The sequence below is a fragment of the Arthrobacter sp. Ms25 genome, from assembly GCF_059090365.1.
This window is the reverse complement of the sequence record NZ_JBNHFP010000002.1, coordinates 707,070-730,782: the sequence shown is the minus strand read 5'-3', so window position 1 is coordinate 730,782 and position 23,713 is coordinate 707,070. Positions and strand designations below refer to the sequence as shown.

At 67.5% G+C, this 23,713-nt stretch carries 24 protein-coding genes; 4 read left to right on the top strand and 20 right to left on the bottom strand.

What is annotated here, in order from left to right:
• The gene (locus AC5RT8_RS07925) at positions 1–804 is read right to left on the bottom strand and encodes a putative protein N(5)-glutamine methyltransferase (protein ID WP_494095154.1); all 804 of its coding nucleotides are present in this window, start codon (positions 802–804) and stop codon (positions 1–3) included.
• Positions 805–1,036: 232 nt separating this feature from the next.
• Between AC5RT8_RS07925 and AC5RT8_RS07920 the strand changes: the two genes are divergently transcribed.
• Positions 1,037–2,284: an MFS transporter gene (locus AC5RT8_RS07920; protein WP_494095153.1), complete on the top strand. Its 1,248-nt coding sequence runs from the start codon at positions 1,037–1,039 to the stop codon at positions 2,282–2,284.
• A gap of 64 nt (positions 2,285–2,348) precedes the next feature.
• Here AC5RT8_RS07920 and AC5RT8_RS07915 read toward each other — a convergent pair whose 3' ends face one another.
• The 4 genes from AC5RT8_RS07915 to infC all read right to left on the bottom strand — a co-directional run bounded on the left by AC5RT8_RS07915 (position 2,349) and on the right by infC (position 5,346).
• Positions 2,349–3,260 (bottom strand): TrmH family RNA methyltransferase, encoded by a 912-nt coding sequence (locus AC5RT8_RS07915; RefSeq protein ID WP_494095152.1) that lies wholly within the window; start codon positions 3,258–3,260, stop codon positions 2,349–2,351.
• 18 nt (positions 3,261–3,278) lie between these two features.
• A complete protein-coding gene (gene rplT / locus AC5RT8_RS07910) occupies positions 3,279–3,920 on the bottom strand; it encodes a 50S ribosomal protein L20, sunset domain variant (RefSeq protein WP_494095151.1) in 642 nt (213 codons plus the stop codon).
• Positions 3,921–4,039: 119 nt separating this feature from the next.
• Entirely contained in the window at positions 4,040–4,234 is a 195-nt protein-coding gene (gene rpmI / locus AC5RT8_RS07905; protein ID WP_146363238.1) for a 50S ribosomal protein L35, read from the bottom strand.
• A 110-nt stretch (positions 4,235–4,344) separates the two neighbouring features.
• On the bottom strand, positions 4,345–5,346 hold the full coding sequence (gene infC, locus AC5RT8_RS07900; protein ID WP_494095150.1) for a translation initiation factor IF-3: 1,002 nt from the start codon (positions 5,344–5,346) through the stop codon (positions 4,345–4,347).
• Between the two features lie 389 nt (positions 5,347–5,735).
• On the opposite strand from infC, the gene AC5RT8_RS07895 reads away from it, so the two are divergent.
• Positions 5,736–6,164 (top strand): DUF1844 domain-containing protein, encoded by a 429-nt coding sequence (locus AC5RT8_RS07895; RefSeq protein WP_255767216.1) that lies wholly within the window; start codon positions 5,736–5,738, stop codon positions 6,162–6,164.
• On the opposite strand, the gene AC5RT8_RS07890 is transcribed toward AC5RT8_RS07895, so the two are convergent.
• The 8 genes from AC5RT8_RS07890 to AC5RT8_RS07855 form a co-directional block, all read right to left on the bottom strand.
• Positions 6,157–7,587, bottom strand: a complete 1,431-nt coding sequence (locus AC5RT8_RS07890) for an MFS transporter (RefSeq protein WP_494095149.1) — start codon at positions 7,585–7,587, stop codon at positions 6,157–6,159. The two genes, AC5RT8_RS07895 and AC5RT8_RS07890, sit on opposite strands and share 8 nt — an antisense overlap.
• 34 nt (positions 7,588–7,621) lie before the next feature.
• Positions 7,622–8,470, bottom strand: a complete 849-nt coding sequence (locus AC5RT8_RS07885) for an SseB family protein (protein WP_494095148.1) — start codon at positions 8,468–8,470, stop codon at positions 7,622–7,624.
• Between the two features lie 2 nt (positions 8,471–8,472).
• Positions 8,473–9,222 (bottom strand): bifunctional 1-(5-phosphoribosyl)-5-((5-phosphoribosylamino)methylideneamino)imidazole-4-carboxamide isomerase/phosphoribosylanthranilate isomerase PriA, encoded by a 750-nt coding sequence (gene priA / locus AC5RT8_RS07880; RefSeq protein ID WP_494095147.1) that lies wholly within the window; start codon positions 9,220–9,222, stop codon positions 8,473–8,475.
• Between the two features lie 22 nt (positions 9,223–9,244).
• Entirely contained in the window at positions 9,245–9,403 is a 159-nt protein-coding gene (locus AC5RT8_RS07875) for a hypothetical protein (protein ID WP_229950136.1), read from the bottom strand.
• Positions 9,404–9,411: 8 nt separating this feature from the next.
• Positions 9,412–10,050 carry an imidazole glycerol phosphate synthase subunit HisH gene (gene hisH, locus AC5RT8_RS07870; protein ID WP_494095146.1) on the bottom strand — a complete coding sequence of 213 codons (639 nt, stop codon included), beginning with the start codon at positions 10,048–10,050 and terminating at the stop codon, positions 9,412–9,414.
• Positions 10,047–10,664, bottom strand: a complete 618-nt coding sequence (hisB, locus tag AC5RT8_RS07865; RefSeq protein ID WP_494095145.1) for an imidazoleglycerol-phosphate dehydratase HisB — start codon at positions 10,662–10,664, stop codon at positions 10,047–10,049. Before hisB ends, hisH begins: the two co-directional genes overlap by 4 nt.
• A gap of 167 nt (positions 10,665–10,831) precedes the next feature.
• Positions 10,832–11,932, bottom strand: coding sequence for a histidinol-phosphate transaminase (locus AC5RT8_RS07860; RefSeq protein ID WP_494095144.1), 1,101 nt, complete (start codon positions 11,930–11,932; stop codon positions 10,832–10,834).
• Between the two features lie 66 nt (positions 11,933–11,998).
• Positions 11,999–12,391, bottom strand: coding sequence for a LysM peptidoglycan-binding domain-containing protein (locus AC5RT8_RS07855; RefSeq protein ID WP_494095143.1), 393 nt, complete (start codon positions 12,389–12,391; stop codon positions 11,999–12,001).
• A 406-nt stretch (positions 12,392–12,797) separates the two neighbouring features.
• On the opposite strand from AC5RT8_RS07855, the gene lexA reads away from it, so the two are divergent.
• A complete protein-coding gene (gene lexA, locus AC5RT8_RS07850; RefSeq protein ID WP_494095142.1) occupies positions 12,798–13,592 on the top strand; it encodes a transcriptional repressor LexA in 795 nt (264 codons plus the stop codon).
• Positions 13,593–13,688: 96 nt separating this feature from the next.
• Here lexA and AC5RT8_RS07845 read toward each other — a convergent pair whose 3' ends face one another.
• Positions 13,689–15,734: an ATP-dependent DNA helicase gene (locus AC5RT8_RS07845; RefSeq protein ID WP_494095141.1), complete on the bottom strand. Its 2,046-nt coding sequence runs from the start codon at positions 15,732–15,734 to the stop codon at positions 13,689–13,691.
• A complete protein-coding gene (gene hflX / locus AC5RT8_RS07840) occupies positions 15,727–17,301 on the bottom strand; it encodes a GTPase HflX (RefSeq protein ID WP_494095140.1) in 1,575 nt (524 codons plus the stop codon). Before hflX ends, AC5RT8_RS07845 begins: the two co-directional genes overlap by 8 nt.
• A gap of 167 nt (positions 17,302–17,468) precedes the next feature.
• Between hflX and AC5RT8_RS07835 the strand changes: the two genes are divergently transcribed.
• On the top strand, positions 17,469–18,080 hold the full coding sequence (locus tag AC5RT8_RS07835) for a class I SAM-dependent methyltransferase (RefSeq protein WP_494095139.1): 612 nt from the start codon (positions 17,469–17,471) through the stop codon (positions 18,078–18,080).
• Here AC5RT8_RS07835 and dapF read toward each other — a convergent pair.
• The 5 genes from dapF to AC5RT8_RS07810 all read right to left on the bottom strand — a co-directional run bounded on the left by dapF (position 18,077) and on the right by AC5RT8_RS07810 (position 23,550).
• Complete coding sequence (dapF, locus tag AC5RT8_RS07830) at positions 18,077–19,036, bottom strand: diaminopimelate epimerase (RefSeq protein WP_494095138.1); 960 nt, start codon at positions 19,034–19,036, stop codon at positions 18,077–18,079. The genes AC5RT8_RS07835 and dapF overlap by 4 nt on opposite strands.
• Positions 19,037–19,059: 23 nt before the next feature.
• Positions 19,060–20,019, bottom strand: a complete 960-nt coding sequence (miaA, locus tag AC5RT8_RS07825; protein ID WP_494095137.1) for a tRNA (adenosine(37)-N6)-dimethylallyltransferase MiaA — start codon at positions 20,017–20,019, stop codon at positions 19,060–19,062.
• A 9-nt stretch (positions 20,020–20,028) separates the two neighbouring features.
• A complete protein-coding gene (gene miaB / locus AC5RT8_RS07820) occupies positions 20,029–21,549 on the bottom strand; it encodes a tRNA (N6-isopentenyl adenosine(37)-C2)-methylthiotransferase MiaB (RefSeq protein ID WP_494095136.1) in 1,521 nt (506 codons plus the stop codon).
• Between the two features lie 55 nt (positions 21,550–21,604).
• Positions 21,605–22,228, bottom strand: a complete 624-nt coding sequence (locus AC5RT8_RS07815) for an aggregation-promoting factor C-terminal-like domain-containing protein (RefSeq protein WP_494095135.1) — start codon at positions 22,226–22,228, stop codon at positions 21,605–21,607.
• Between the two features lie 89 nt (positions 22,229–22,317).
• Positions 22,318–23,550: a coiled-coil domain-containing protein gene (locus AC5RT8_RS07810; protein ID WP_494095134.1), complete on the bottom strand. Its 1,233-nt coding sequence runs from the start codon at positions 23,548–23,550 to the stop codon at positions 22,318–22,320.
• Between the last annotated feature and the right edge of the window lie 163 nt (positions 23,551–23,713).

The following is a 23,713-nucleotide window of genomic DNA, read 5'->3' as shown; positions in this document are numbered from 1 at the left end:
TTACCCGTTACCCCTCCCCCTCCGCACGGTTGCACTGCCGACGGCAACCGTGGCATCGGTTTCCTCGTCACGGAAAACCCGCGGGGACAAACCGGCCGAGACAAGCAGCCCGCCCACTGCGGTTGCCTGTTCCTCACTGCACTCGAGCAGGATCTTCCCCCCGGACGCAAGCCACGGCGGAGCGTCGCTGATGATCCGCCGCACGAGATCCAGTCCGTCCCGGCCGCCGTCGAGGGTGGCCGTCGGCTCATAGTCGCGTGCTTCGCGGGGCAGCGTCGCGAGGAACGGGGTGGGCACATAGGGTGCATTGGCCACCACGAGGTCGAGCCTCCCGTGCAGCTCTGCGGGAAGCGCCGGAAAGAGGTCTCCCCGCAGCACCACCGCCTGCGGCAGATTGATGCGTGCGCAGGCGACCGCGTCCGGGTCCAGGTCAACTGCGTAGACCCGGCAGTCCGGTACGCCCGCCGAGACGGCCATCGCGACTGCCCCCGAGCCGCAGCACAAGTCCGCCACCACGGCCGCCCGATGCCCTGCGAGCAGGCTGACGGCCAGGACGGCCAGGAACTCCGTGCGCCGCCGTGGAACGAAAACTCCCGGCCGAAGCGCTACCCGGACACCCCCGAACGCTCCCCAGCCCAGAATCTGTTCCAGCGGCTCTCCGGCCAGCCGCCGCTTCACCATGTCGTTGAGCGCCGCTGCGGTTCCGGCAGCGGATACCAGCGTCAACGCCTCCTCTTCCGCGAAGACACACCCGGCCGCCCGCAGCCGGGAGACCAGGTCCGCGGGAATTTCGCGGCTCTGCACGCGTTGATAGTGACAGACCGGCGCAACCGGCACCAGTGCCCCGGGCATGGCGGCCCGGTTGACACCGCACCGGTGCACAAAGATGCACCGGCAGCCGGGAACCGTGCCCTTCCCCGGCCGTGCACTAGGCTGGAAGGGACGAAGCCGTCCCGGCGTCCGGGGAGAACATCTCCCGACCGGCGTACGCCGTCCGCAGCGGCACCGCTGCATCCCCCCACTTGTGAAAGCGAACATGTCCCGCAGCACCACCGCGCCCATTTCATTGTCCAACCAGCGCACGCCCGGCACCCGCCGCACATCGGCCGCCAGCGCCATCATTGCCCTAGCCGTCGGCGGCTTCGCCATCGGCACCACCGAATTCAGCATCATGGGCCTGCTCCAGGAAATGGTCGATGACCTTGGCATTTCCGTTCCTGCAGGCGGCCACGTCATTTCCGCATACGCGCTGGGCGTGGTGGTCGGCGCTCCCGTGCTTGCCGCCCTCGGCGCCAGGGTGCCGCGGAAAATGCTGGTCCTGGGACTGATGCTCTTCTTCGCCCTGGGCAACCTGTCCTCGTTCTTTGCCGCGGACTACTCCTGGCTGCTCTTCACCCGGTTCCTGTCCGGGCTGCCGCACGGAGCCTTCTTCGGCGTGGCGGCCGTCATTGCCGCGTCGCTGGTGGCTCCGACCCGCCGCGCCTGGGCCATCTCCATGGTCATGCTGGGGCTGAGCATCGCGAACGTCGTGGGAGTACCGTTTGCCACCTGGCTCGGACAGCAGGCGGGATGGCGGTGGATGTTCGTCCTGGTGGCCGGCATCGGAGCGCTGACGGTAGCCCTGGTGGCCAGGTTCGTGCCGTACCAGCCCACGCTGGCCGGCGCCAGCATCAAGGCTGAACTCAGCGCCCTGGGACGGTCCCAGGTCTGGCTGGCCCTGCTGGTGGGAACCGTCGGCTTCGGCGGGTTCTTCGCCGTCTATTCCTACATCGCCCCCACCATGACCGAGGTGGCCGGCGTGTCAGAGCATGTCCTGCCCGTCGTCGTCGGACTCTACGGCGTGGGCCAGGTGATCGGCAACGTCGCCGGCGGACGGCTGGCGGACATCAATGTCATGGGCAGCATCTACGCGGTCCTGGCCGGTACCGTCGTCATCCTGCTCGCGTATGCGTGGGCAGTGCAGTACGCGGTGGCTGCGATGGTGCTCGTTTTCCTGGTGGGGCTCATTGGTTCCATGCTGACGCCGCCGCTGCAGACCAGGCTGCTGGATGTTTCACCCGGCGCCGAGTCGCTGGCGTCGTCGCTGAACCATGCGGCACTGAACCTGGCCAACGCACTGGGAGCCCTGCTGGGCGGCGTCGTCATTGCCTGGGGCTGGGGGTACCGCTCGCCCGCCGTGGTGGGAGCGGTGCTGGCACTGCTGGGCTTGGCTATTGCGCTGATCAGCGGATCACTTGACCGGCGCGCCGCGCGTCCTTCGCAGCCGCTGGCGCCCGGTACGTAGGCCGGGCAAGGGCGCTGCCCCACGGGGCCGGCGGCGGGCGCTTCGGCGTCCGTCCGCCGGGCCGTTACCCGTTCTGCGCGCGGGCCGACGCGTAGAGACAGACGGTTGCAGCGGTGCCGACATTCAGGCTTTCCGCCCGGCCGTACAGCGGCACGGCCACGCGGTGGTCCGCTGCAGCCAGTTCAGCATCGGACAGGCCCTGGGCCTCGTTGCCGAAAAGCCAGGCCGTGGGCTGTTCAAGCTGCGGCAGGGGGTCTTCGTTACCGGCGTCGGTTCCCTGCGTACCGCCGAACCGGCGTACTGCACTGAGGTCCTGGAGCCGGTCGAGGTTGACGTTGCCGTAGCCGTCGGCTGCCAGGACGGTAATCCCCGCCGCACGCAGACCGTCAACGACAGTGGAAAAGTCAGCGCCGGTGACTACCGGCAGGTGGAAGAGGGACCCGGCGGTGGAACGCACCGCTTTGGGGTTGTAGATGTCCACGCTGGATGCGGTGAGCACCACCGCATCCGCGCCGGCGGAGTCCGCTGCCCGCAGCACGGTACCGGCGTTGCCCGGATCCCGCACTTCGCACAGCACGGCCACGAGCCTGGCACCGGACGCCAGGACATCCTCCAGGGTCGCGGTCGACGTGTGGCAGACTGCCACGATGCCCTGGGGCGAGACAGTGTCGGCCATTGCGGCCAGGACTTCATCGGTGGCCAGACGCAGAGTGACGCCCCGGGCCAGGTCGGCGAGCTCCGGAAGACGGTCCAGGCAGGCCTGCGTCGCGTAGACCTCGTGGACAACGGCGGGACCGCCGTCGACCGCGGCCGCACGGTGCGCGGCAAGCGCCTCCCGTACGGCCTGCGGCCCTTCAGCCACAAAGCGGCCGGTTTTAAAGCGCGAAGAGCGCCCGGCAAGCTTGGCTACATCACGGACCCGATCAGCTCGGGGGTTGGACATAAGCGGTGCCTGCGGGCGCCCTTCAAGGTTCATCGGTTGTGGAGAACCGACTTAGCCCTGGAACTTCTGGCGGGATTCTCCGCCAGCAGGCTCCAGGCCGGCAGCCTTGGCTGCTTCGACGGAGTTGAACCAGTACTCGGCAACGGTCTGCTCGTACCAGGTGGAACCCGGGACGTGGTACTTGCCCGAACCGAGGTTGCCCTTGATGACGAAGCCTTCCGGGGCGTCGCCCTCGGAAGCCTTGAAACCGCCCTGAGCGGAGGCAACGGCAGCAGCCGGCTTCGCGGCAACGGGTGCGGCGGCCGGAGCAGCCTGGACGGCCGGAGCGGAAGTGTCGGACGGCAGTGCGTCCTTGGCGAGCTGCACCAGTGCGGCGAAGGCAGCGGCGTCATTGACGGCCAGCTCGGCCAGCATGCGGCGGTCAACCTGGATCTCGGCCAGCTTCAGGCCCTGGATCAGGCGGTTGTAGGTCAGGCCGTTGGCGCGGGAAGCCGCGTTGATGCGCTGGATCCACAGGCGGCGGAAGTCGCCCTTGCGCTTGCGGCGGTCGCCGTAGCTGTACACAAACGAGTGCAGCAGCTGCTCTTTGGCCTTACGGACCAGGCGCGAACGCTGTCCGCGGTAACCCTTGGCGCGCTCGAGAATAACCCGACGCTTCTTGTGGGCGTTAAGCGCCCGCTTCACACGTGCCACGTGCGTACTCCTTTTGGTAAATCTCCCCGACTTGGTAAGTCGCTGCGCCTGAATAGCCCAGGAGCGGGGAAAGCTTGATGGGTGAGGCCAGCCCTGATGGGACAGCCGTCGGGGACTAGTTAGATGCCGAGCATCTTCTTGATGACCTTGGCGTCCGCCGGTGCAACGAGCTTGTCGTTGGCGAGGCGGCGGGTCAGCGTGGAGGGCTTGTGCTCCAGGTAATGGCGGCGGTTGGCCTGCTGGCGCTTGAGCTTGCCGGTACCGGTCAGCTTGAAGCGCTTCTTGGCGCCACTGTGGGTCTTCATCTTCGGCATGTCTACCGATCTCCTTTAGGTTTCCGCGGGCAGGCCCGCGGGGCTTCGGACACCCTTGCGGGTGCCAGGGCTTGTTACTGGACGCCGGAACGAGGCGCAGCGCAGTGAAACTACTCTGCCGTTCCGGGCTTGTTCTGGCCGGTGGTCCCCCGCGGGGAGGACGGCTTGCCGGCAGGCTTCGGTGCTACGGCCGGCTTCGGTCGGGCAGCCGGCTTCGGCGCTGGCTTGGCTGCGGAGGGCTTGGGAACCGCTGCAGGCTTCGGCGCTGCGGCAGGCTTCGGCGCTTCCGCAGGCTTCGCTGCTTCGGCCGGCTGGGCCGGAGCGGCTGGCGCTGCGGCCGGCCTGCTGGCTGCTGCCACGCGGCGTGCCTCGGTTGCAGCCTTTTCGGCAGCTGCAGCACGGGCCCGCTTGGCGGCCTGTTCCTTCTCGGCCTGTTCCTGCTCTGCCCGGGCCCTGTCGGCTTCGGCAGCGGAGGAGCCCAGACGCAGACCGTCGGGCAACAGATCCGCCAGGCTCTGCGTCATGGGTGCCTTGTCGGATGAGGTGTCCACCCGTGCGGGGGCCTCACCGTTCTTGGCTGCCTCATTGGCTGCCTTCGCATCGGCACGCTGCGACGCGCGCCGGGCTTCGGCCTTGGCCTCCGCCTTGTTCTTCAGCGGACCGATGACCATCACCATGTTGCGGCCGTCGATGCGCGGCGTGGACTCAACCACGCCCACCTCGGCGACGTCTTCCGCGAACTTGTTCAGGAGCTTCATGCCCATTTCGGGCCGCTGCTGTTCACGTCCGCGGAACTGGATCATGGCCTTGACCTTGTCACCGGCGGCGAGGAAGCGCATGGCGTGTCCGCGCTTGGTCTCGTAGTCGTGGGTGTCAATCTTCAGGCGGAACCGGATTTCCTTCAGAACGGTGTTCGTCTGGTTCTTCCGGGCTTCGCGTGCCTTGACGGCGGCTTCGTACTTGTACTTGCCGAAGTCCATTAGTTTGCACACCGGAGGCTTCGCCTGCGGTGCTACCTCAACAAGATCCAGGTCAGACTCGGCAGCCAGACGAAGCGCATCCTCAATCCGGACCACTCCTACCTGTTCGCCTGCCGGACCTACCAGCCGCACCTCGGGGACGCGGATTCGATCATTGATTCTTGGCTCGCTAATGTTGCAGCTCCTGTGTTGTTCAAGACGGCTACCGCCTGCAAATGAAGAAGGCCTCCAATTGCAAGCGCAATCGAAGGCCCTGGGGAGGTCGGCAGTAGCCGCCGTCGAAACCGGTTCGACGGCAGTTAGCTCCCGGAATAAGCCGCAGCCATGCTGCGCCCGTCCGGGGCCGACCTGAACCCGGCAACTCCGGCGCCTACGAGGGCGGCCAGGCTGACGCGGGTGGGAGGGGTCTCCGCTTGCATACCGGTGCCGGAAGCTTCCAGGAGGAAAGTGTGATTTTCATCCCGCCCGTGAAGGGCACTGAAAGTAACGACAACCAGTCGGTCTGTGACAAGCTTACCAGTATGAGTACCCCACAGAGCAATCCGGCAGGGGAAGCAACCCGCCACTCCTTCCCGGGAACGTCAGCAGAGTCCGAATCTGCCGCCGCAGCACAGCAGGAAGTCGTCGAGCAGATGCGCGACATCGCTGAAGTTCCGGCCATCGAGGTCATTACGACGGCGGCCGTCCACCTGATGAGCGCGGCAGCCGTCAAGTGCGGCCTGGCCGAAGGCGACGACGCCGAAGAGCTGAAGGACCTGGACGAGGCCCGCAAACTGATCACTGCCCTCGCGGGCTTTGTCACCGCGGCCGCCCCGGAAATCGGCAGCCAGCATGCCGGCCCGTTGCGCGACGGACTTCGTTCGCTTCAGCTGGCCTTCCGCGAAGCATCGGTAATCCAGGACGCTCCGGGCAAGGGCCCGGGGGAAAAGTTCACCGGGCCCGTCAGCTAGGCGCCCCTTCCCTTACCGCTTTTCCACTGGCCCGAAGAGCCTGTCCCCGGCAGTTACACCGGGACAGACTCTTCGGGCTTTTTCTTTGGGCCGCAGCCCTCCCGTGTCCGCTACGCGGCGGGCACGGTGCGTAGCGGACGAAGTACCTCGCGGTAAGTGTGAGCAGCACCAGCAGGAACGCAGCGCCGCCGGCCATCAGGAACCCGGACCAGGGCCCGATCACATCGATGGCCAGTCCGGCGACCGGTGCGCCCAGGGCGGTTCCGGCGGTCATGGATGAGCCGTACCAGCCCATGGCTTCTCCTCGGCGTTCCTCGGACACCAGGTCAGCCACCCGCTCGGACGCCGAAGACAGCACCGGCGCGCAGAGCAGACCAGCAGGGATCGACAGGAGTGCAAGGCTGAGTGTTCCCGTGGCGAAGGCCATGGGCATGGTCAGCACGGACATGGCCAGCAGGAGCAGCATCGGCGAGATGCGCCGGTCCATGGCGCCGTAGAGGATGCCGCCGAGGGCGCTGGCAGCGCACCACGCGACAAAGACGATGCCGACTTCGGACGGGTTTCCGCCGTCCTCCACTAGCGCCACGATGCCGACGTCGGTGCTGGAGAGCAGCAGGCCTGCCCCCACGGACACCGCAAAGACCACGGCAACGCTCGGGGTGAACCAGCCGAAGTTGCCCGCAATGCCGTTGCGCAGCCTGCCGAAAAGATTCTGCGGCCCGCCCGGCAGGCCGGCTCCGGTCAGTTCCATCGGTGCTTCCTGCACGTTGGCCGGAGCCACGGCAACGGCGGCGGCCGCGGCCGCTTCCTGCTCGTCCGCGGCCGTCACGGACTTCCGGGGTTCCGCGGAACGGGTCGGCGGGTTGAACCAGATCAGCAGGAGTCCGGCTACTGCCGTGGACACGCCGACGGCCGTAAGGCCGATGACCGACGAATGCGTGGCGATCACCGCACCCAGGGCAGGGCCCATCATGAAGATCAGCTCCGTGGCGATGGAGTCCAGCGCAAAGGCGGTGCGCCGTTGTTCGCCCGAGGCAAGGACTCCCAGGGACTGCCGCACCACGCTGAAGACCGGAAGCGTGAACACTCCCCCGATCAGTGCCAGGACCAGCAGCCACTCGAAGCTCGCGTGGGGAGCAATGCTCCAGATGGCGGCTTCGGCAATGACCGAGGGAATCAGCGCACGCCGCAGCCCCACGGTATCGACACGGCGGCCCCGCCAGGGAGCGCCCACGGCGATGCCGATGGTAACGACGGCTGCCACGGTACCCGCGGCCGCGTAACCCTTGTCCATCGTGTTGACCACGTGCAGGGTCAGCAGCACGCCGGCCGCCGAATGGGGGAATCGGGCGATCATCCCGATCAGCAGGACACGGCGGATAGGTGCTATCCGAAGCAGCTCGCGGTACAGGCCAAAGTTCACGGCGGTTCTCTTCTGGCGGGCTACGCCGGACGGGTCAGCGCGTGATTTTGAGGTCCAGGGAATCCACGCGCTCGACAAACTCGGGGTTGGCAGTCAGGCGCTGCTGCAGGCCCGCCGCTAAGGCGGAGATGTCCTGCGGATCCAGTCCGGGCGCCAGCTGAAGCACCATTCTAAGCTCAGGTCCTGCCCCTCCCCCTGCCACCGCCGCGCCGCCGGCGGTCCGTGAGGCAGTGCCCGGCCCCTGCTGGAGGATAACGGCCAGGATCCGGGGATCGGGCGCGGCGGCGCTTTCGGCCATGGCGGCAACGTCGGTGTCCGCATAGGACGGCACCCACTGCTGCTGCTGGGCCAGCGCCCACATCGCCGGCCGCCGCACCACGAACGTGAAGTCCGCGCCGGGGTCAATCACCAGCAATTGGGCATCTTCGGCCACGGCGGACAGCGCCGCACGGTTGGCGTAGACCGCCACCGGCCGGGCTTCGCCATGCCAGCGCTCCAGGGCGGCCACGGAGGTGAACACGGGCAGCGCCTTGCGTCCGTCCGGAGCCGTCAGCGACACCAGCGCCATGTCTGCCTGTTTGTCGGCAGTCAGGCCGGATTCGGCTTCGGTTTCCTCGCCGAGCACGGCGACGATCGGCACGAAGACACGGGCGGTGGCCAGGGATGCGACAACCCCGGCCTCGCTCCCGGTGCCGGCGATCAGCTTCGCCAGCGCGGCCGTGTAGCCGGCGTCGGCTTCCCCGTTGTCGGCATCGAAATTGTGCAGCGGGTTTCCCTCGCCGCTCAGGTCGCGCCCGGTCCAGGCCCGGCCGGCGGAGTCGCCGGGGCCGCCCGCCCCGGCGAGGGCAGCGGCAATATGGCCGGGCAGTTCACGTGCGGCCATGCTTAGCGTTCCGGATGCCCGGCGACGTCGAAGGCCTGCGGGAGCGTGAACGCGCCGGCGTAAAGTGCCTTGCCCACGATGGTGCCTTCAAGGCCGAGCGGCACCAGTTCCCGCAGCGCTGCCAAGTCATCGAGGCTGGAAATGCCGCCGGACGCGACTACGGGGCGGTCGGTGCGCTTGAGCACCTCACGCAGGAGTTCCACGTTGGGGCCGCGGAGTGTGCCGTCCTTGGTCACGTCGGTGACGACGTAGCGCGGGCAGCCGGCTTCTTCGAGGCGGGCGAGGACCTCCCAGAGGTCTCCCCCTTCCTTGGTCCAGCCGCGCGCGGCAAGGGTGGTGCCCCGGACGTCCAGGCCGACGGCGATTGCCTGGCCGTAACGGGCAATCGCGCTGGCGGTCCACCCGGGGTTCTCCAGTGCCGCGGTGCCCAGGTTGACCCGGGCTGCACCCAGCTCCAAGGCCTTTTCGAGGGACTCGTCGTCCCGGATGCCGCCGGAGAGTTCCACCTTGATGTCCATTGCCTTCACCACGCGGCTGAGCAGGTCAAGGTTCGAGCCCCGCCCAAAGGCGGCGTCGAGATCCACGAGGTGGACCCATTCGGCGCCGTCGTTCTGCCAGGCAAGCGCGGCGTCCAGCGGATCGCCGTAACTGGTCTCGCTGCCTGCTTCGCCCTGCACAAGGCGCACGGCCTGGCCGTCCGCGACGTCGACGGCGGGCAGCAGTTCAAGGACAGGGGTTTCGCTGAAGGGCATTTTGCTGCTTTCGGTGGTGGGGTCAGGAAAGGTCGAGGGTCAGCAGGTACGCGCCCAGCAGGGCCATGCCGGCCAGGACCCAGAAACTGATAACGATGATTTTGGACATTCCCTGGCTGCGGAAGGACACCGCTCCGCCGATAAGGAGTCCGGCCAGGCCCATGAGGACAACGCTCCACATGTCTGCGCCTAGCCCAGGGTCTTCAGCCAGTTGTTCAGCAGCGCCGCGCCGGCGTCACCGGACTTTTCCGGATGGAACTGGGTGGCCGACAGTGCGCCGTTCTCCACCGCGGCAATGAACGGTCCGCCGTGGTCCGCCCAGGTGACCTGCGGCGGGCGCATGGCGGGCTGGGTGACGTCGAAGTCCCACTTCTGCACGCCGTAGCTGTGGACGAAGTAGAAGCGCTGGTCCTCGATGCCCTCGAACAGTGCGGAACCTTCCGGGGGTGTCACGGTGTTCCAGCCCATGTGCGGGACGACGTCGGCGGCCAGGCGCTCGACGACCCCGGGCCATTCACCCATCCCCTTTGTCCGGACCCCGTGTTCCACGCCCTCGTCAAAGAGGACCTGCAGTCCCACGCAGATGCCCAGGACCGGCCGGCCACCGGCGACGCGGCGGCCGATCATCCGGAGTGCGTCCACCTCCTTGAGGCCCTGCATGACTGCGGCGAAGGCACCGACGCCGGGTACCACCAGCCCGTCGGCGTTCAGCACGTCCTCGGGCTTGGCGCTGAGCGTGACGTTGGCGCCGGCGTGCTCCAGGGCGCGTACCGCGGAGCGGATGTTGCCGGAACCGTAGTCCAGGACGGTGACGTTGCGGGGACTCACAGTGCTCCCTTCGTGGAGGGGATTCCCTCGACGCGCGGATCGGATTCGACGGCTGCGCGCAGGGCGCGGGCGAAGGCCTTGAACTGGGCCTCGACGATGTGGTGGGGGTCGCGGCCGCCGAGGACCCGCATGTGCAGGCAGATCTGGGCGTGGAGGGTGATTGCTTCAAACACGTGGCGGGTCAGGGAACCGGTGAAGTGTCCGCCGATCAGGTGGTATTCCTGGCCGGCCGGTTCCCCGGAGTGCACCAGGTAGGGCCGCCCGGAAATATCCACCACGGCGTTGGCCAGTGCCTCGTCCAGGGGCACGGTGGCTTCCCCGAAGCGACGGATGCCGGCCTTGGTGCCCAGGGCGGTCTTCAGCGCCTCGCCGATGCTGATCGCGACGTCCTCCACGGTGTGGTGCACGTCGATGTGGGTGTCGCCCGTAGCCCGGACCGTGAGGTCCATCAGGGAGTGCTTGGCCAGCGCCGTCAGCATATGGTCATAGAACGGCACCGAGGTGCTGATGTCGGCGCGGCCGGTGCCGTCCAGGTCCAGTTCGACAACGACGGACGATTCGCTGGTGATCCGCTCGAGGCGGGCGGTGCGTCCGGTGGCGGTCTCCACAGTCATGGGGTTCCTTCACGAAGATCGGGGTCGGAGCAATAGGCAAAGCTCCGGCAGGTCATCAGTTTAGTCCCGAAGGCGCCGACTCCCCGAAACCGGTGCCGTGAAGGATCGGGAACACACGCCGCGGGCCTTCGCCGCGGGATGGCCGTCGGAACGGGATCGGGCCGGACTCAGGCTGCCAGCAGTTCCCGCAGTCGGTTCAGGAACGCCGTGGTTTCAGCTTCGGTGCCGGCAGTGACGCGGAGGTGGCCTTCAATGCCGACGTCCCGGACCAGGACCCCTGCTTCGAGCAGCCCTTCCCATACGGCGCGGGGGTTCTCCAGCCCGCCGAACAGGACGAAGTTCGAATCCGACGGTGCCGGTTCCAGCCCGAGGGCGCGCAGTTCCGTGACGATCCGGTCCCGCTGGCCCTTGATGGCCTCCACGTTGGAGAGCAGGGCGTCGGCGTGGGTAAGCGCGGCATTGGCCGTGGCCTGCGTGATGGCCGAGAGGTGGTAGGGCAGCCGGACCAGGCGCAGGGCGTCTGCGATCTGGGGTGCTGCCGCGAAGTAGCCGATGCGGGCGCCTGCCAGGGCGAATGCCTTGGACATGGTGCGGGAGATGATCAACCGTTCCCGCCCCGGAAGCAGCTTCAGTGCGCTGGGGGTGTCTTCGTGGGAGAACTCGGCATAGGCCTCGTCCACGACGACGATCGTGTTGGACGCTTCGCCCGCCTCGTAGGCCGCTTCAATGACGTCCAGTCCCAGGGCCGTTCCGGTCGGGTTGTTGGGCGTGCAGAGGATGACGATGTCGGGTGCCTGGGCCCGGATCTGCTCCGCAGCCGAATCCGCGCTGAGGGAAAAGTCCCGTTCCCTGGTGCCGGTGACGTAGGCGGTACCGGTGCCGCTGGAGAGCAGCGGATACATGGAGTACGTGGGAGGGAAGCTCATGGCTGTCCGTCCGGGTCCGCCAAAGGCCTGCAGAATCTGCTGCAGCACCTCATTGGAACCGTTGCCGGCCCAGATATTCTCGGCTGCCAGGCCATGGCCGAGATATGCGGCCAGGTTTTCCCGCAGCTGGGTGAATTCGCGGTCCGGATACCGGTTCAGGCCGCCGACTACGGATTCGATTTCGGCCATTATTGCCCGGCGTACATGCTCGGGAAGTCCGTGCGTGTTTTCGTTGACGTTCAGCAGGACCGGCACATCCAGCTGCGGGGCGCCGTAGGGGCTCAGTCCGCGCAGATCGTCGCGCAGGGGAAGTCGGTTCAGGTTATCCAGCTGTTCGTTCACCACTACAGCTTAGGACGTTCCGCAGGAGCGCCGCATGCGGGGCCCTGCCTGCCCGTCGGAACGTATCTACCGTGAGACCGGAATAAACAGCTGGCGGCCGGCCGGGACAGTGGCATCCGCCAGGTTGTTCAGTTCCACGATGTCGGCCACCACCGTGCGCGGATCCTGCTCCGGAGCGAATTCCGTGGCGAGTGACCACAGGGAGTCCCCTGCGGAAACACTTACCTGGATGGTGCGGGTCTTTTCCGGGGATGCGCCGGAAGCCATGGCCGGGGCGGTGAAGAACCCGATGAAGGCCAGCAATGCCGCCGCCGCGAGCATCAGCGGTGCCCCTACCAGGACCAGCCGGCCGCGGCGGGTAAGCCGGAGGGGTCCGGCTTCCCGGGTGTCGCCTGCCGGCGGAACGCTCCCGGCCGGAGCGTCGGTGTGCGTTGCAGAGGGAAGTACGTGTACTGACATGTCAATACCTTTCCGGTTCGAAGTGCCGCCGTTTCGATTTTTGGCCCCGGTGCAGCACCGGTGAAAGGCCTCGTCTCGAAACTGCATTCGAACATCAGGTGGGTTCACCGGGGTGCCGGTGAACCGTACTCGAACGTATGTTCTAACGTGTACTCGAATATTTCTAGCACCTATCTACGAACATTGTCGAGACTCGGTCGAATATATGTTTGAAAATCTGTGTGCGCTCCCCTAGCGTTGAACCTGTTGGAAGCCGCTGGGAAAACCTAACCATCCGGCACTGACAAAACGGGGCGGCGCATTTACCGTGCAGCTGGTTCCGCCCGAAGAATCACCGCAGAACACCTGATAGACCGCTAGAACCATCCGGCCCGCAGCAGCGGGCCGACTGTGAAGGGAAGCCGACGTGGCCCGTGTTACCAGTGGCAGCACCCCCTCCCCTGCCGCGCCGTCGCCGGCCGGCCGCACCAAGGGACTAACTGCCCGTCAGACCAAGATCCTCGAAACAATTCAGCGTTCGGTGAACGCCAACGGGTACCCGCCCTCCATGCGGGAAATCGGTGACACCGTCGGCCTCGCCAGCCTCTCCAGCGTTACCCACCAGCTGAGCCAGCTGGAGAAGCTGGGATATATCCGCCGGGATCCCAAGCGACCCCGGGCAATGGAAATCCTGGTTCCGCTCCTGCTCCGCGATGCCCCCGCGCGGCGGAGCAACGGTGCTGCCGCGGAGGCCACGGCGGCGCCGGTTGATGCCGAAGCCAACGGCGCCCCCGCCGCAGGCGGCAAGGCCGGAGCGAAGAACGTTTCCGAGCTCACCACCGCAATCGACACGGCTATGGTCCCCCTGGTGGGACGGATCGCCGCCGGCGGGCCCATCCTCGCGGACCAGCAGGTGGAGGAAGTGGTCCCCCTTCCGCGCCAGCTCGTCGGACACGGCGACCTCTTCATGCTTCGGGTGGCGGGCGATTCCATGGTCGATGCTGCCATCTGCGACGGTGACTGGGTGGTGGTGCGGCGTCAGCCCACGGCCGAAAACGGTGACATTGTTGCGGCCCTGCTGGAGGACGAGGCCACGGTGAAGACCTTCCGGCAGCGCAACGGACACACCTGGCTACTGCCCCAGAACACCCGCTATGAGCCGATTCTCGGTGACGAAGCCACCATCATGGGCAAGGTCGTATCGGTCATGCGCTCGCTCTAGGCCTCCGACCGCGCCGCCCCGGCGCAGCAAGACGAAGGGAGCGCTGCCGGCATTGTCGTGCCGGCAGCGCTCCTTTGTGTTCTGCGGGGCAGAGGCCTACTTCTTGGCTCCCGCCGGTGCCGCGGAAAGGCGCTTCAATGCCTGGAGCACCACGGACCGGTCGGTGGTTGACCAGAAGGGCGGCAGGGCCGCCCGCAGGAAACTGCCGTAGCGGGCGGTCGCCAGGCGTGAGTCCAGGATGGCCACCACTCCCCTGTCACCCGAGGCGCGGATCAGCCGTCCGGCTCCCTGTGCCAGCCGGACGGCGGCATGGGTGGCTGACACGCTCATGAAGCCGTTTCCGCCCGCCTTCGCGACTGCCCGGGTCCTGGCCGTCATCAGGGGATCGTCGGGACGCGGGAACGGGATGCGGTCGATGATGACCAGCCGGCAGGATGCGCCGGGAACGTCCACGCCCTGCCACAGCGACATGGTGCCGAACAGGCACGTCTCGTCGTCGTCGGCAAACTGCTGGACCAGGGCGGACATGGTGGATTCGCCCTGGCACAGGATCGGGAAGTCCACCCGCGACCGGAGGGCGTCGGCGGCTTCCTCTGCCGCCCGGCGGGAGGAGAAGAGCCCCAGGGCGCCGCCGCCGGAGGCCTTGATCAGTGCCTCCAGCTCATCGAGCTGCTCTTCGGACGTACCGCGTCCCGGCTTGGGCAGGTCCTTGGCCACGTACAAAACGCCCTGCCGCGGATAGTCGAAGGGACTGCCGACGTCGGCGCCGGTCCATTTGGGTGCGCCGGTGCCCAGCAATCCCAAGGCGCCTGCGACGGGGCCGAATTCCGCGCCGATCGCCAGGGTGGCCGAGGTCAGCACTACGGTGTGGCCGTCGAACAGGCCCTCCCGCAGGCGGCCGGCCACGGACAGCGGCGCAACGTTGAGGGTGGGCGGCGCGTCCTCCTCGGGCGCGGTGTATCCGGACCCGGGCGAGAACGTGCTGGCCCGCGAGGCCCAGAGCACCTCGCCGGAATCCCCTGCTTCGAGGATGCGTTCGCACAGTTCCAGGACGGCCATCAGCCGGGAGCGCGCCATCTGGCGTCCTCCGTCCACGGAGTCGGACCCTTCGGGCTTGGAATCGGAGAGGGCCGTACGGCACGCTTCACGCACCTGTCCCAGGACCAGTTCCTGGTCTTCGGTCAGTCCTGCCGAGAGCAGGCCGGAGGGAACCGGCGCGAACACCAGGTCGAAGGCCCGTCCGGCAGCGGCAAGCGGCTCCATGGTCGCGGAGGTGTGTTTGCGCGCGGCGGAAACCGCAGCCGAGATGATGGTCCCGGAAAGCTGCCCGGTGACCGCGCCGGTGACTCGGTCCTGCAGTTCATGGGCCTCGTCGATCACCACCACGTCATAGTCGGGCAGCACCGCGAGGCCTTCGAAGGCACTGATGGCCAGCATCGCGTGGTTGGTGATCACCAGGTCCGCTTCGGCGGCCTTGGCCCGGGCACGTTCGCTGAAACACAGCTCCGCAACGGGACACTTCTGTGCGCCCAGGCATTCCATTGAGGTGACGGACACCTGGCGCCAGGCGCGGTCGCTGACGCCGGGCAGCAGCTCGTCCCGGTCGCCGGTTTCCGTCTCCTGCGCCCATTCCTGCAGGCGGACGACGTCGCGCCCCAGGGCGGAGCTCGGACCGGCTGCGGCTGCCGGGTGCGAAACGGCCTTCTCGTCCCCGAGCATGAACAACGTCCCGGCTTCATCTTCTTCCGGGAAGCCGCCGCCGGTCTTGTGCAGGCAGACGTAGTTGCTGCGGCCCTTGAGCAGGGCCACATCGATTTCCCGCGGGAGTTTCGGCTCGAGGGTCTTCAGCAGGCGCGGCAGATCGCGTCCCACAATCTGTGACTGCAGGGCGAGCGTTGCGGTGGAGACCAGCGCCGGTTTGTCGCTCTCCAGGGCATGCGCAATCAACGGAACCAGATAGGCCAGGGACTTGCCCGTGCCGGTGCCGGCCTGGACCAGCAGGTGATCCCCGGACTCGATGGCTTCCGCCACCTGGCGGGCCATCTCATGCTGGCCCGGGCGGTTCTGCCCGCCCATGGCCGAGACCGCGGTTTCCAGCAGTTCCAGGACCTGCCCCGGCGCCGGGGTGCTCTTCCTACCCATGCGCCACGAACGGCTCCAGCTCCGCTGCCAGCCCCTCACGGACCTTGACGTGCAGCCGGGTGCCTGCCTCGCCGTGCTCCAGCGCCAGGATTTCCGCATCCTGCTCATGCAGGCGGGACACCACGTCTCCCCGCTCGTACGGCACCAGCAGTTCCAGGTCAACGCCGGGACGGGGAATGCCCTCGGAAATCGCCTGCAGCAGCTCGGGGATGCCTTCGCCGGTACGCGCGGAAACCACCACGTGCCGGGACTCGCGCTGACGGAGCCGTTCGAGGACGAACGGATCCGCGGCATCTGCCTTGTTCAACACGATGATTTCCGGCACCTTGCGGGCGTCGACCTCTGCCAGAACGCTGCGGACGGCGGCAATCTGGCCCTCCGGGTCCGGGTGGGAGGCATCAACGACATGGAGAATGAGGTCGGCGTCGGCCACTTCCTCCAGGGTGGAGCGGAAAGCCTCCACCAGCTGGGTGGGCAGCGACCGGACGAAGCCGACCGTGTCCGCCAGGGTGTAGCCGATGCCGTCTTCGGTCTGGGCCTTGCGGATGGTGGGGTCCAGGGTGGCGAACAGGGCGTTCTCCACCAGCACGCCGGCATCGGTGAGCCGGTTCAGCAGCGAGGACTTGCCGGCATTCGTGTAGCCGGCAATTGCGACGGAAGGTACGGCATTCCGCTGGCGGTTGGCGCGCTTGGTTTCCCGGGCAGGTTTCATCCCGGCGATTTCACGGCGCAGCTTGGCCATACGGGTGCGGATCTTCCGGCGGTCCAGCTCGATCTTGGTTTCACCGGGGCCGCGCGAACCCATGCCGGCGCTGGCGCTGCCGACCTGGCCGCCGGCCTGGCGGGACATGGATTCGCCCCAGCCGCGCAGGCGCGGAAGCAGATATTCCAGCTGTGCCAGTTCCACCTGGGCCTTGCCTTCGCGGGACTTTGCGTGCTGGGCAAAGATGTCCAGGATGAGCGCAGTCCGGTCGATGACCTTCACCTTGACGATGTCTTCCAGGCCGCGCCGCTGGGACGGGGCGAGTTCACTGTCAACAATGACCGTATCGGCACCGGTGGCCATCACGATTTCTTTGAGCTCCTGTGCCTTGCCGGAGCCGAGGAACGTGCCGGGGTCCGGCTTCAAGCGGCGCTGAATGATGCCGTCGAGGACTTCCGAACCTGCGGTTTCCGCCAGTGCGGCGAGTTCCTTCAATGAGTTTTCGGCGTCGGCTGCGGTGCCTTCGCTCCACAGTCCGGCGAGGACAACCCGCTCCAGCCGCAGCTGGCGGTATTCAACCTCGGTGACGTCTTCGAGTTCGGTGGACAGGCCTGCGACGCGGCGCAGGGCACGGCGTTCGGCCAGATCCTGCTGCTCGCCGTCGTGGGCGGAATGCTCGGCGTCGTCATTGTCGGACAGCGCCAGGGCACGCCCGCGCGTGGCATCGCCTGCAGCGGCGGACTTGGATTCGACCGCGCTGTCCTTGGCGAGGATCCTGTCGATGACCCCTTGGATGTCCGAAGGGCTCAGTTCCGGCGTGGAGCTGTTCGCAGAATCCACGGCGCGGGAGTTGTTGATGGTCATAATCTCCTTAGTGGGATGTGCTTCTATGGTAGGCCAGTGCACCGACAAACTATGAGGAAAACCAGCACCTCCGCAAGGGATCACTGCTGTGCCCACCGTGTTTTACAACCCGCTCGGCCCCCCATAAATTCCTTGTCCGGCCCGTGGACCGACTAATCTGGACTGTTATGGGTTCAGACCACTACTTCTCCTCCACACCGTCCGGACCCGAGGTCCGCAGACCCCTGCGGGTGAGCCTCGACGGGGCCGAACGCACGCTCCAGACGGCGGGTGGAATCTTCAGCCCCGACGGGATCGACAAGGGCACGGCCGTACTTTTGGAGGAGGTGCCCGCCCCGCCGGCAACCGGCACCCTCCTGGACATCGGCTGCGGCTGGGGCCCCATCGCCCTGACGCTGGCACTGAAGTCCCCCGCGGCGCAGGTCTACGCCGTCGATGTGAATGAACGCAGCCTGGGCCTGACCCGCGACAACGCAGCGGCCCTGGGCTGCGGGAACGTCACTGCCGCACTGCCCGGGGACGTGGATCCCGACGTCAGTTTCGATACCATCTGGTCCAACCCGCCCATCCGGATCGGCAAGGACGAACTGCATGCCCTGCTACTGCTCTGGCTGCCCCGCCTGGCGCCGGGCGGAACCGCGTGGCTGGTGGTCCAGAAGAACCTGGGCTCGGACTCGCTGCAGCGCTGGCTGGCCGACTCCCTGCCCGCCGGCTTCACCGTTTCCCGGCACAGTACCGCCAAGTCCTTCCGGATCCTGAAAGTGGAACGGAGCGCCTAAAGCAGGGTTCCGCGCGCTACGAGCACTGCCGGCCCGCTCAGTTCTACATGTTCGCGGCCGTCCGGACCGGTAAGGAAACGGACGCCGACGACGCCGCCCGGGACAGTCACGGCCCAGTCATCCGGCGCTCCGGCTCCGGCCCAGAACCGGGTGGCGACCGCGGCGGCACAGGCACCGGTGCCGCAGGAGAGGGTCTCCCCCACTCCGCGTTCGTGGACCCGCATGGTCACCAGCCCTACACCGTCCTCCACGAGCGGCTCCGCCGGAACGACGAACTCCACGTTGGTTCCGTTTTCCGGCTCGGGCTGCACGGAGGGGGCCAGCGCCAGGTTGGTGACGGCAAGTTCGGACAGCTCGGCGAGGGCGACGACGGTATGCGGGTTGCCCATGCTCACCGACAGTCCGGGACGGGGTACTTCCAGTCCGTCCGCATTGACCACGGAATCCATGGCTTTGGCGGCCGCGTGGTCCGGATAAATGAAGTCCCAGGGGCCCATATCCACCGCATAGCCTCCGGCCGTGCGGGTAACGGTCTTCAGTCCGGCCCGGGTGCCGATCACCAGGCTGCCGCCCTCGGCCAGGTCCACCAGGCCCTCTTCCAGCAGGAAGTGTACGAATACGCGCACGCCGTTCCCGCACATTTCCGAGATGCTGCCGTCCGAGTTCCGGTAGTCCATGAACCACTGGGCTTCGGGAGCATTTTGCAGCAGCACCCTGCCCTCGGGGAGGTGCTCGGAAGGGACCGCCCGGATAAAGCCGTCGCCGCCCACGCCGCGGTGCCGGTCGCAGAGCGCGGCCACGTCCGCGGCCGCCGGATCGTGGATGCCTTCGGGATCGGCCACCAGGACAAAGTCGTTGCCGGTGCCGTGTCCCTTCGCAAAGGGCAGGCCGGCAAGGGCGGCGGGCAGGCCGGAAGCGGACGGGGAAGCTGCGGGGGCGGCTGAAGTATTGGTCACCTATCTAGGATACGGGCACCGCACTACTGACGGACGGCCGTGGCTGCCCGGGCCAGCAGGTCAGGATCGTTGTGTTCCAGCCAGGTGATCCGGGGATCCGCGCGGAACCAGGTGAGCTGGCGGCGGGCGAACTGGCGGGTGGCCACCACCGTCGCCTCAGTTGCCTGCGCCACGGAGGATTTGCCGTCCAGGACTGCCAGGAACTGGGCGTATCCGAGGGCACGGGACGCGGTCCGGCCGGTCCGCAGCCCCGCCGGCTCCAGGCGCCGCACTTCCTCCAGCAGACCCTGTTCCACCATGGCGTCCACGCGGCGGGCCAACCGGCTGTGCAGGACGGGCCGCTCGACGCTTAGGCCGATCTGTACGGCCGGGGTGACGTACTCGCGTACGGGCATGAACGAACTGAACGGGCGCCCGGTCAGCTCCACCACCTCCAGTGCCCGCACCACCCGGCGGGCATCGGAGATCCGCTCCGCGGAGACCGGGTCCGCGTCCTGCAGCCGGCGCCGCAGGGCCGGCAGGCCGTCCGCCTCCAGTTCGGCTTCCAGACGGGCCCGGACGGCGGGATCGGTGCCGGGAAATTCCAGGACATCCAGGGCGGCCCGGACATACAGCCCGGAGCCCCCGACCAGGATGGGGTACCTGCCCCGCCCCCGGATCTCCTCGATCAGCGCCCGCGCCTGCGCCTGGAAGTCCGAGACGCTCGCCTCGTCGGTGACGTCCAGGATGTCCAGCAGGTGGTGCGGCACTCCGCGGCGTTCGGCTACCGGAATCTTGGCGGTGCCGATGTCCATGCCGCGGTAGAACTGCATAGAGTCGGCATTGATCACCTCGCCGCCGAGTTCCAGCGCCAGCGCCACGCCGAGGTCGGATTTGCCTGAGCCGGTGGGTCCGACGACGGCGATCACCGGGCGTTCAGCGCCGGACCGCACAGCGGTACCTCCTGCGGACACTGCTGCCTCTTTGCTGTTCGGGGAAGACATCACCGGGACTCAGGAACGCGGCGGGAGCGCCGGCATGCCCAGGGACACGCCCGCACGGGAACCTGCAGGCACGGCCGGCACACCGCAGGAATCGGCCTGCGACCGGTCCCAGGCGTCGCCGGCGCGCGAACGCCGCAGCGAGTAATCCTCCGGACCGGCGGGATCGGAGATCAGGTGGAAGGCCGCGGCGGCGGTGACCGGCACCGTCACGAGGTCACCGGGACGAGGCACCGGGGCGCCGTCGGGCACCGAGAAGTGCACCAGCCGCTGGTCCCGCGCACGCCCGGAGAGACGGCCGGTCTCCCCCGATTTGCGGCCGGAGGCCGCGGTGACCATGACCTCGACCGTGGTACCGACCTGCTTCGCGTTTTCTTCGGCGGCGATCCGGTCCTGCAGCGCAGTGAGCCGTTCATAGCGTTCCTGCACCACGGCCTTGGGCAGCTGGTCGGCGAGTTCTGCCGCCGGAGTGCCGGGACGCTTGGAGTACTGGAAGGTAAAGGCGTTGGCGAAGCGGGACTTCTCCACGACGTCGAGCGTGGCCTGGAAATCCTCCTCGGTCTCGCCCGGGAAACCCACGATGATGTCGGTGGAGATGGCTGCCTGCGGCATCCGCTCGCGGACCCGGTCCAGGATGCCGAGGAATTTTTTGGACCGGTAGGAGCGGCGCATGTCCTTCAGGACCTTGTCCGAACCGGACTGCAGGGGCATGTGCAGCTGCGGCATGACGTTGGGCGTCTCGGCCATGGCCTCGATGACGTCGTCGGTGAAGGCGGCCGGATGGGGGCTGGTGAACCGGACCCGTTCCAGGCCCTCGATCTCGCCGCAGGCGCGCAGCAGCTTGGCGAACGCACCGCGGTCGCCGAACTCGACCCCGTAGGAGTTCACGTTCTGGCCCAGCAGCGTGACCTCGATGGCGCCGTCGTCCACCAGGGCCTTGATCTCGGCCAGGATCTCCCCCGGGCGCCGGTCGCGTTCCTTGCCGCGCAGCGACGGGACGATGCAGAACGTGCAGGTGTTGTTGCAGCCCACGGAAATGGACACCCATCCCGAGTACACCGAGTCCCGTTTGGTGGGCAGCGTGGACGGGAAGACGTCCAGCGACTCCAGGATTTCCAGTTCAGCCTTGGCGTTGTGCCGCGCACGTTCCAGCAGCGCAGGCAGGGACCCGATGTTGTGGGTGCCGAAGACGGCGTCCACCCACGGCGCCTTGCGCAGGATGGTCTCCCGGTCCTTCTGCGCCAGGCAGCCGCCCACGGCAATCTGCATCCCGGGGCGCTGTTCCTTCACCGGGGCCAGGAGGCCGAGATTGCCGTACAGCTTGTTGTCCGCGTTCTCCCGCACGGCGCATGTATTGAACACCACCAGATCGGGCTGCCCGCCCTCGGAGGGTATGTAGCCGGCGCCTTCGAGCAGTCCGGAAATACGCTCCGAATCGTGCACGTTCATCTGGCAGCCGAAGGTGCGGACCTCGTAGGTGCGGGGCTGGGCCGCAGCTGCGGCAGGGGCAGGAGAGGAAACAGTCAAACTCACCCTCCTAGGGTACGTCCATCCGCCGGGCTGTCCGGTATCCCCCGCGGCGGTCTTTCTAGTACCAGTTGTTCGCGTAGTGGAAACCAAGGGCGGCGCAGGGGCTGCCGTAGCGGGAGGAGATGTAGTCCAGTCCCCAGCTGATCTGCGTGGAATAACTGACCTTCCAGTCGTCCCCGGCAACGGCCATCTTGTCGGCCGGAAGCGACTGCGCAATTCCGTAGGCTCCGCTGCTGGAATTGACCGCGCTGGTAAGCCAGTCGGATTCCTTGGTCCAGAGCGTGTCCAGGCAGACCATCTGGGCGACGTCCCAGCCGCGGGCAGGCAGGACGGAAGCCGCATGGGCCTTGGCTGCAGCGGGGTCGTCAACCGGGACAGCGGCCCGGGCCGCAGCCTCCTCCGCTGCCTGCTGCGCGGTCACGGCCGCCTGCGCTGCCTGCGCCTCGGCGTCTATCTCGACAGCGGTGTCGGCGTCCGGCTCCTGCGCATCGGCCAGGCTGACCAGGTGGACGCCGGCAGCGGTGCGCGGGGCGGCGCCGGCAGTGCCGAGGGAAGCGCCGGAGACACCCAGCACGGCAAGGGACCCGACAGCAGTCGCCGCGCCGAGGCGCGCACGACGGCGCCGCCGCAGTGCCCGTCGGATGCGGGTTTGTTCCCGCCGGGAGAGGTTAGATGAGTTCACAAGCGCAGGACACTAGCGGAGTTTTTCAAAAGTCTCAAAACGGTAACGGCGCTGCGGGTGCGGTTACCGCGGCTGGAGGGCCCCTGGACCTAGTACCAGTTGTTCCGCTGCCAGAAGCTGTACCCTGCACAGGGCGTCCCGTAGCGGGACCGGATGTAATCCAATCCCCAGTTGATCTGGGTCCGGTAATTGGTCTGCCAGTCGGAACCGTGGCTGGACATGTTGCTGCCGGGAAGCGACTGCGGGATCCCGTACGCATCGCTGTAGGGGTTGTCTGCGCTGGTCAGCCAGCCGGACTCGTGGTTCCACAGGACCACCAGGCAGCGGAACTCGTTTCCGTCCCAGCCGTAGGCCGACATGCGCCCCGATGCGTAATTCTGGGCTCCGGCGGGATCATCCACCGGCCGGGCCGGTGCCGGAGCGGTCGGCGGGGCAGGCGGGGCGGGCGCGGGCGCCGGAGGTGCAGGGGCCGGGCCGGGTGCCGGGGCCGGTGCGGGCGCAGGGGCCGGAGGTGCCGGGGCGGCGGGCGGTTTCTTACCGGCCGGCGGGCCCGCCTGTTGCCCACCCGAAGGCGGGGACTTTTCCGCGGCCGCACGTTCGGCGGCTGCCTGCTGGTCCTGGAATGCCTTTTCAGCGGTTATCCCCCGCAGCCGGGCCTCCTCCGCTGCGGCGGTACTGTCGTGCAGGTCGGCCAGTTGTGCCAGCAGGACGGATTTCCGGGTCTCCTCATCCTGCACCGCCTTGCCTGCCGCCTCAGCCGTCAAACGCGCTTCCTGCGATGCGTCTTCGGCCTCTGCCGCCAGTTCGGCCCGCGCATCCCTGGCCCGCTGTTCCTGTTCGCCGAACTGCGCAGCGACTTTTTCCGAGGCGACCGCCTCGGCGTACAGGTTGCCTGCCTGCGACGAAACACGGTCCATCAGGTCAGCGCCGTGGAGGGCATCCGCGGATGCCTCCGTATCCAGCAGCACCAGTGCGGTGGCCGGACCGCCGGACTTATACGTCTGTGCCGCCAGCCCGGCGACCCGCCGTTTCAGGTTCTCCGCGTGCTTCGACGCCGTGTCCCGCTGTGCAGCGAGCGATGCCAACTCTGCGTCGCTGGCGGCGAGGGCATCCCTGGCTGCGTTGTAACCGTCGGCCGCCTCGACTGCAGCGTCGCCCAGGGTTCCGGCTTCCTCACGGAGATCCGTGAGCAGGCCCTCCAGCTTCTCCGCTTCGGCAGCCTTCGCGGCCGCCGAGGTCTTTGCCTGCCGGATATCGTCCCAGGAGGGGTACGGATCCGCTGCGGAGCCCGGTGCCGCTGTGAGCACAGCTGAGGCAAGCACGCCGGTGAGGACGAGAACGGAGAGGGAAGCCGAGCGCCGCGGCAGAGGGAATCGACCTGCAACACGTACCATGGGCCCCGCCAACCTCATCCTTAACATAGTTGGCACAGCATACGACACCGCTCATCGGATTGACACCGTCGTCCGTCGTCGTCCGGCACGG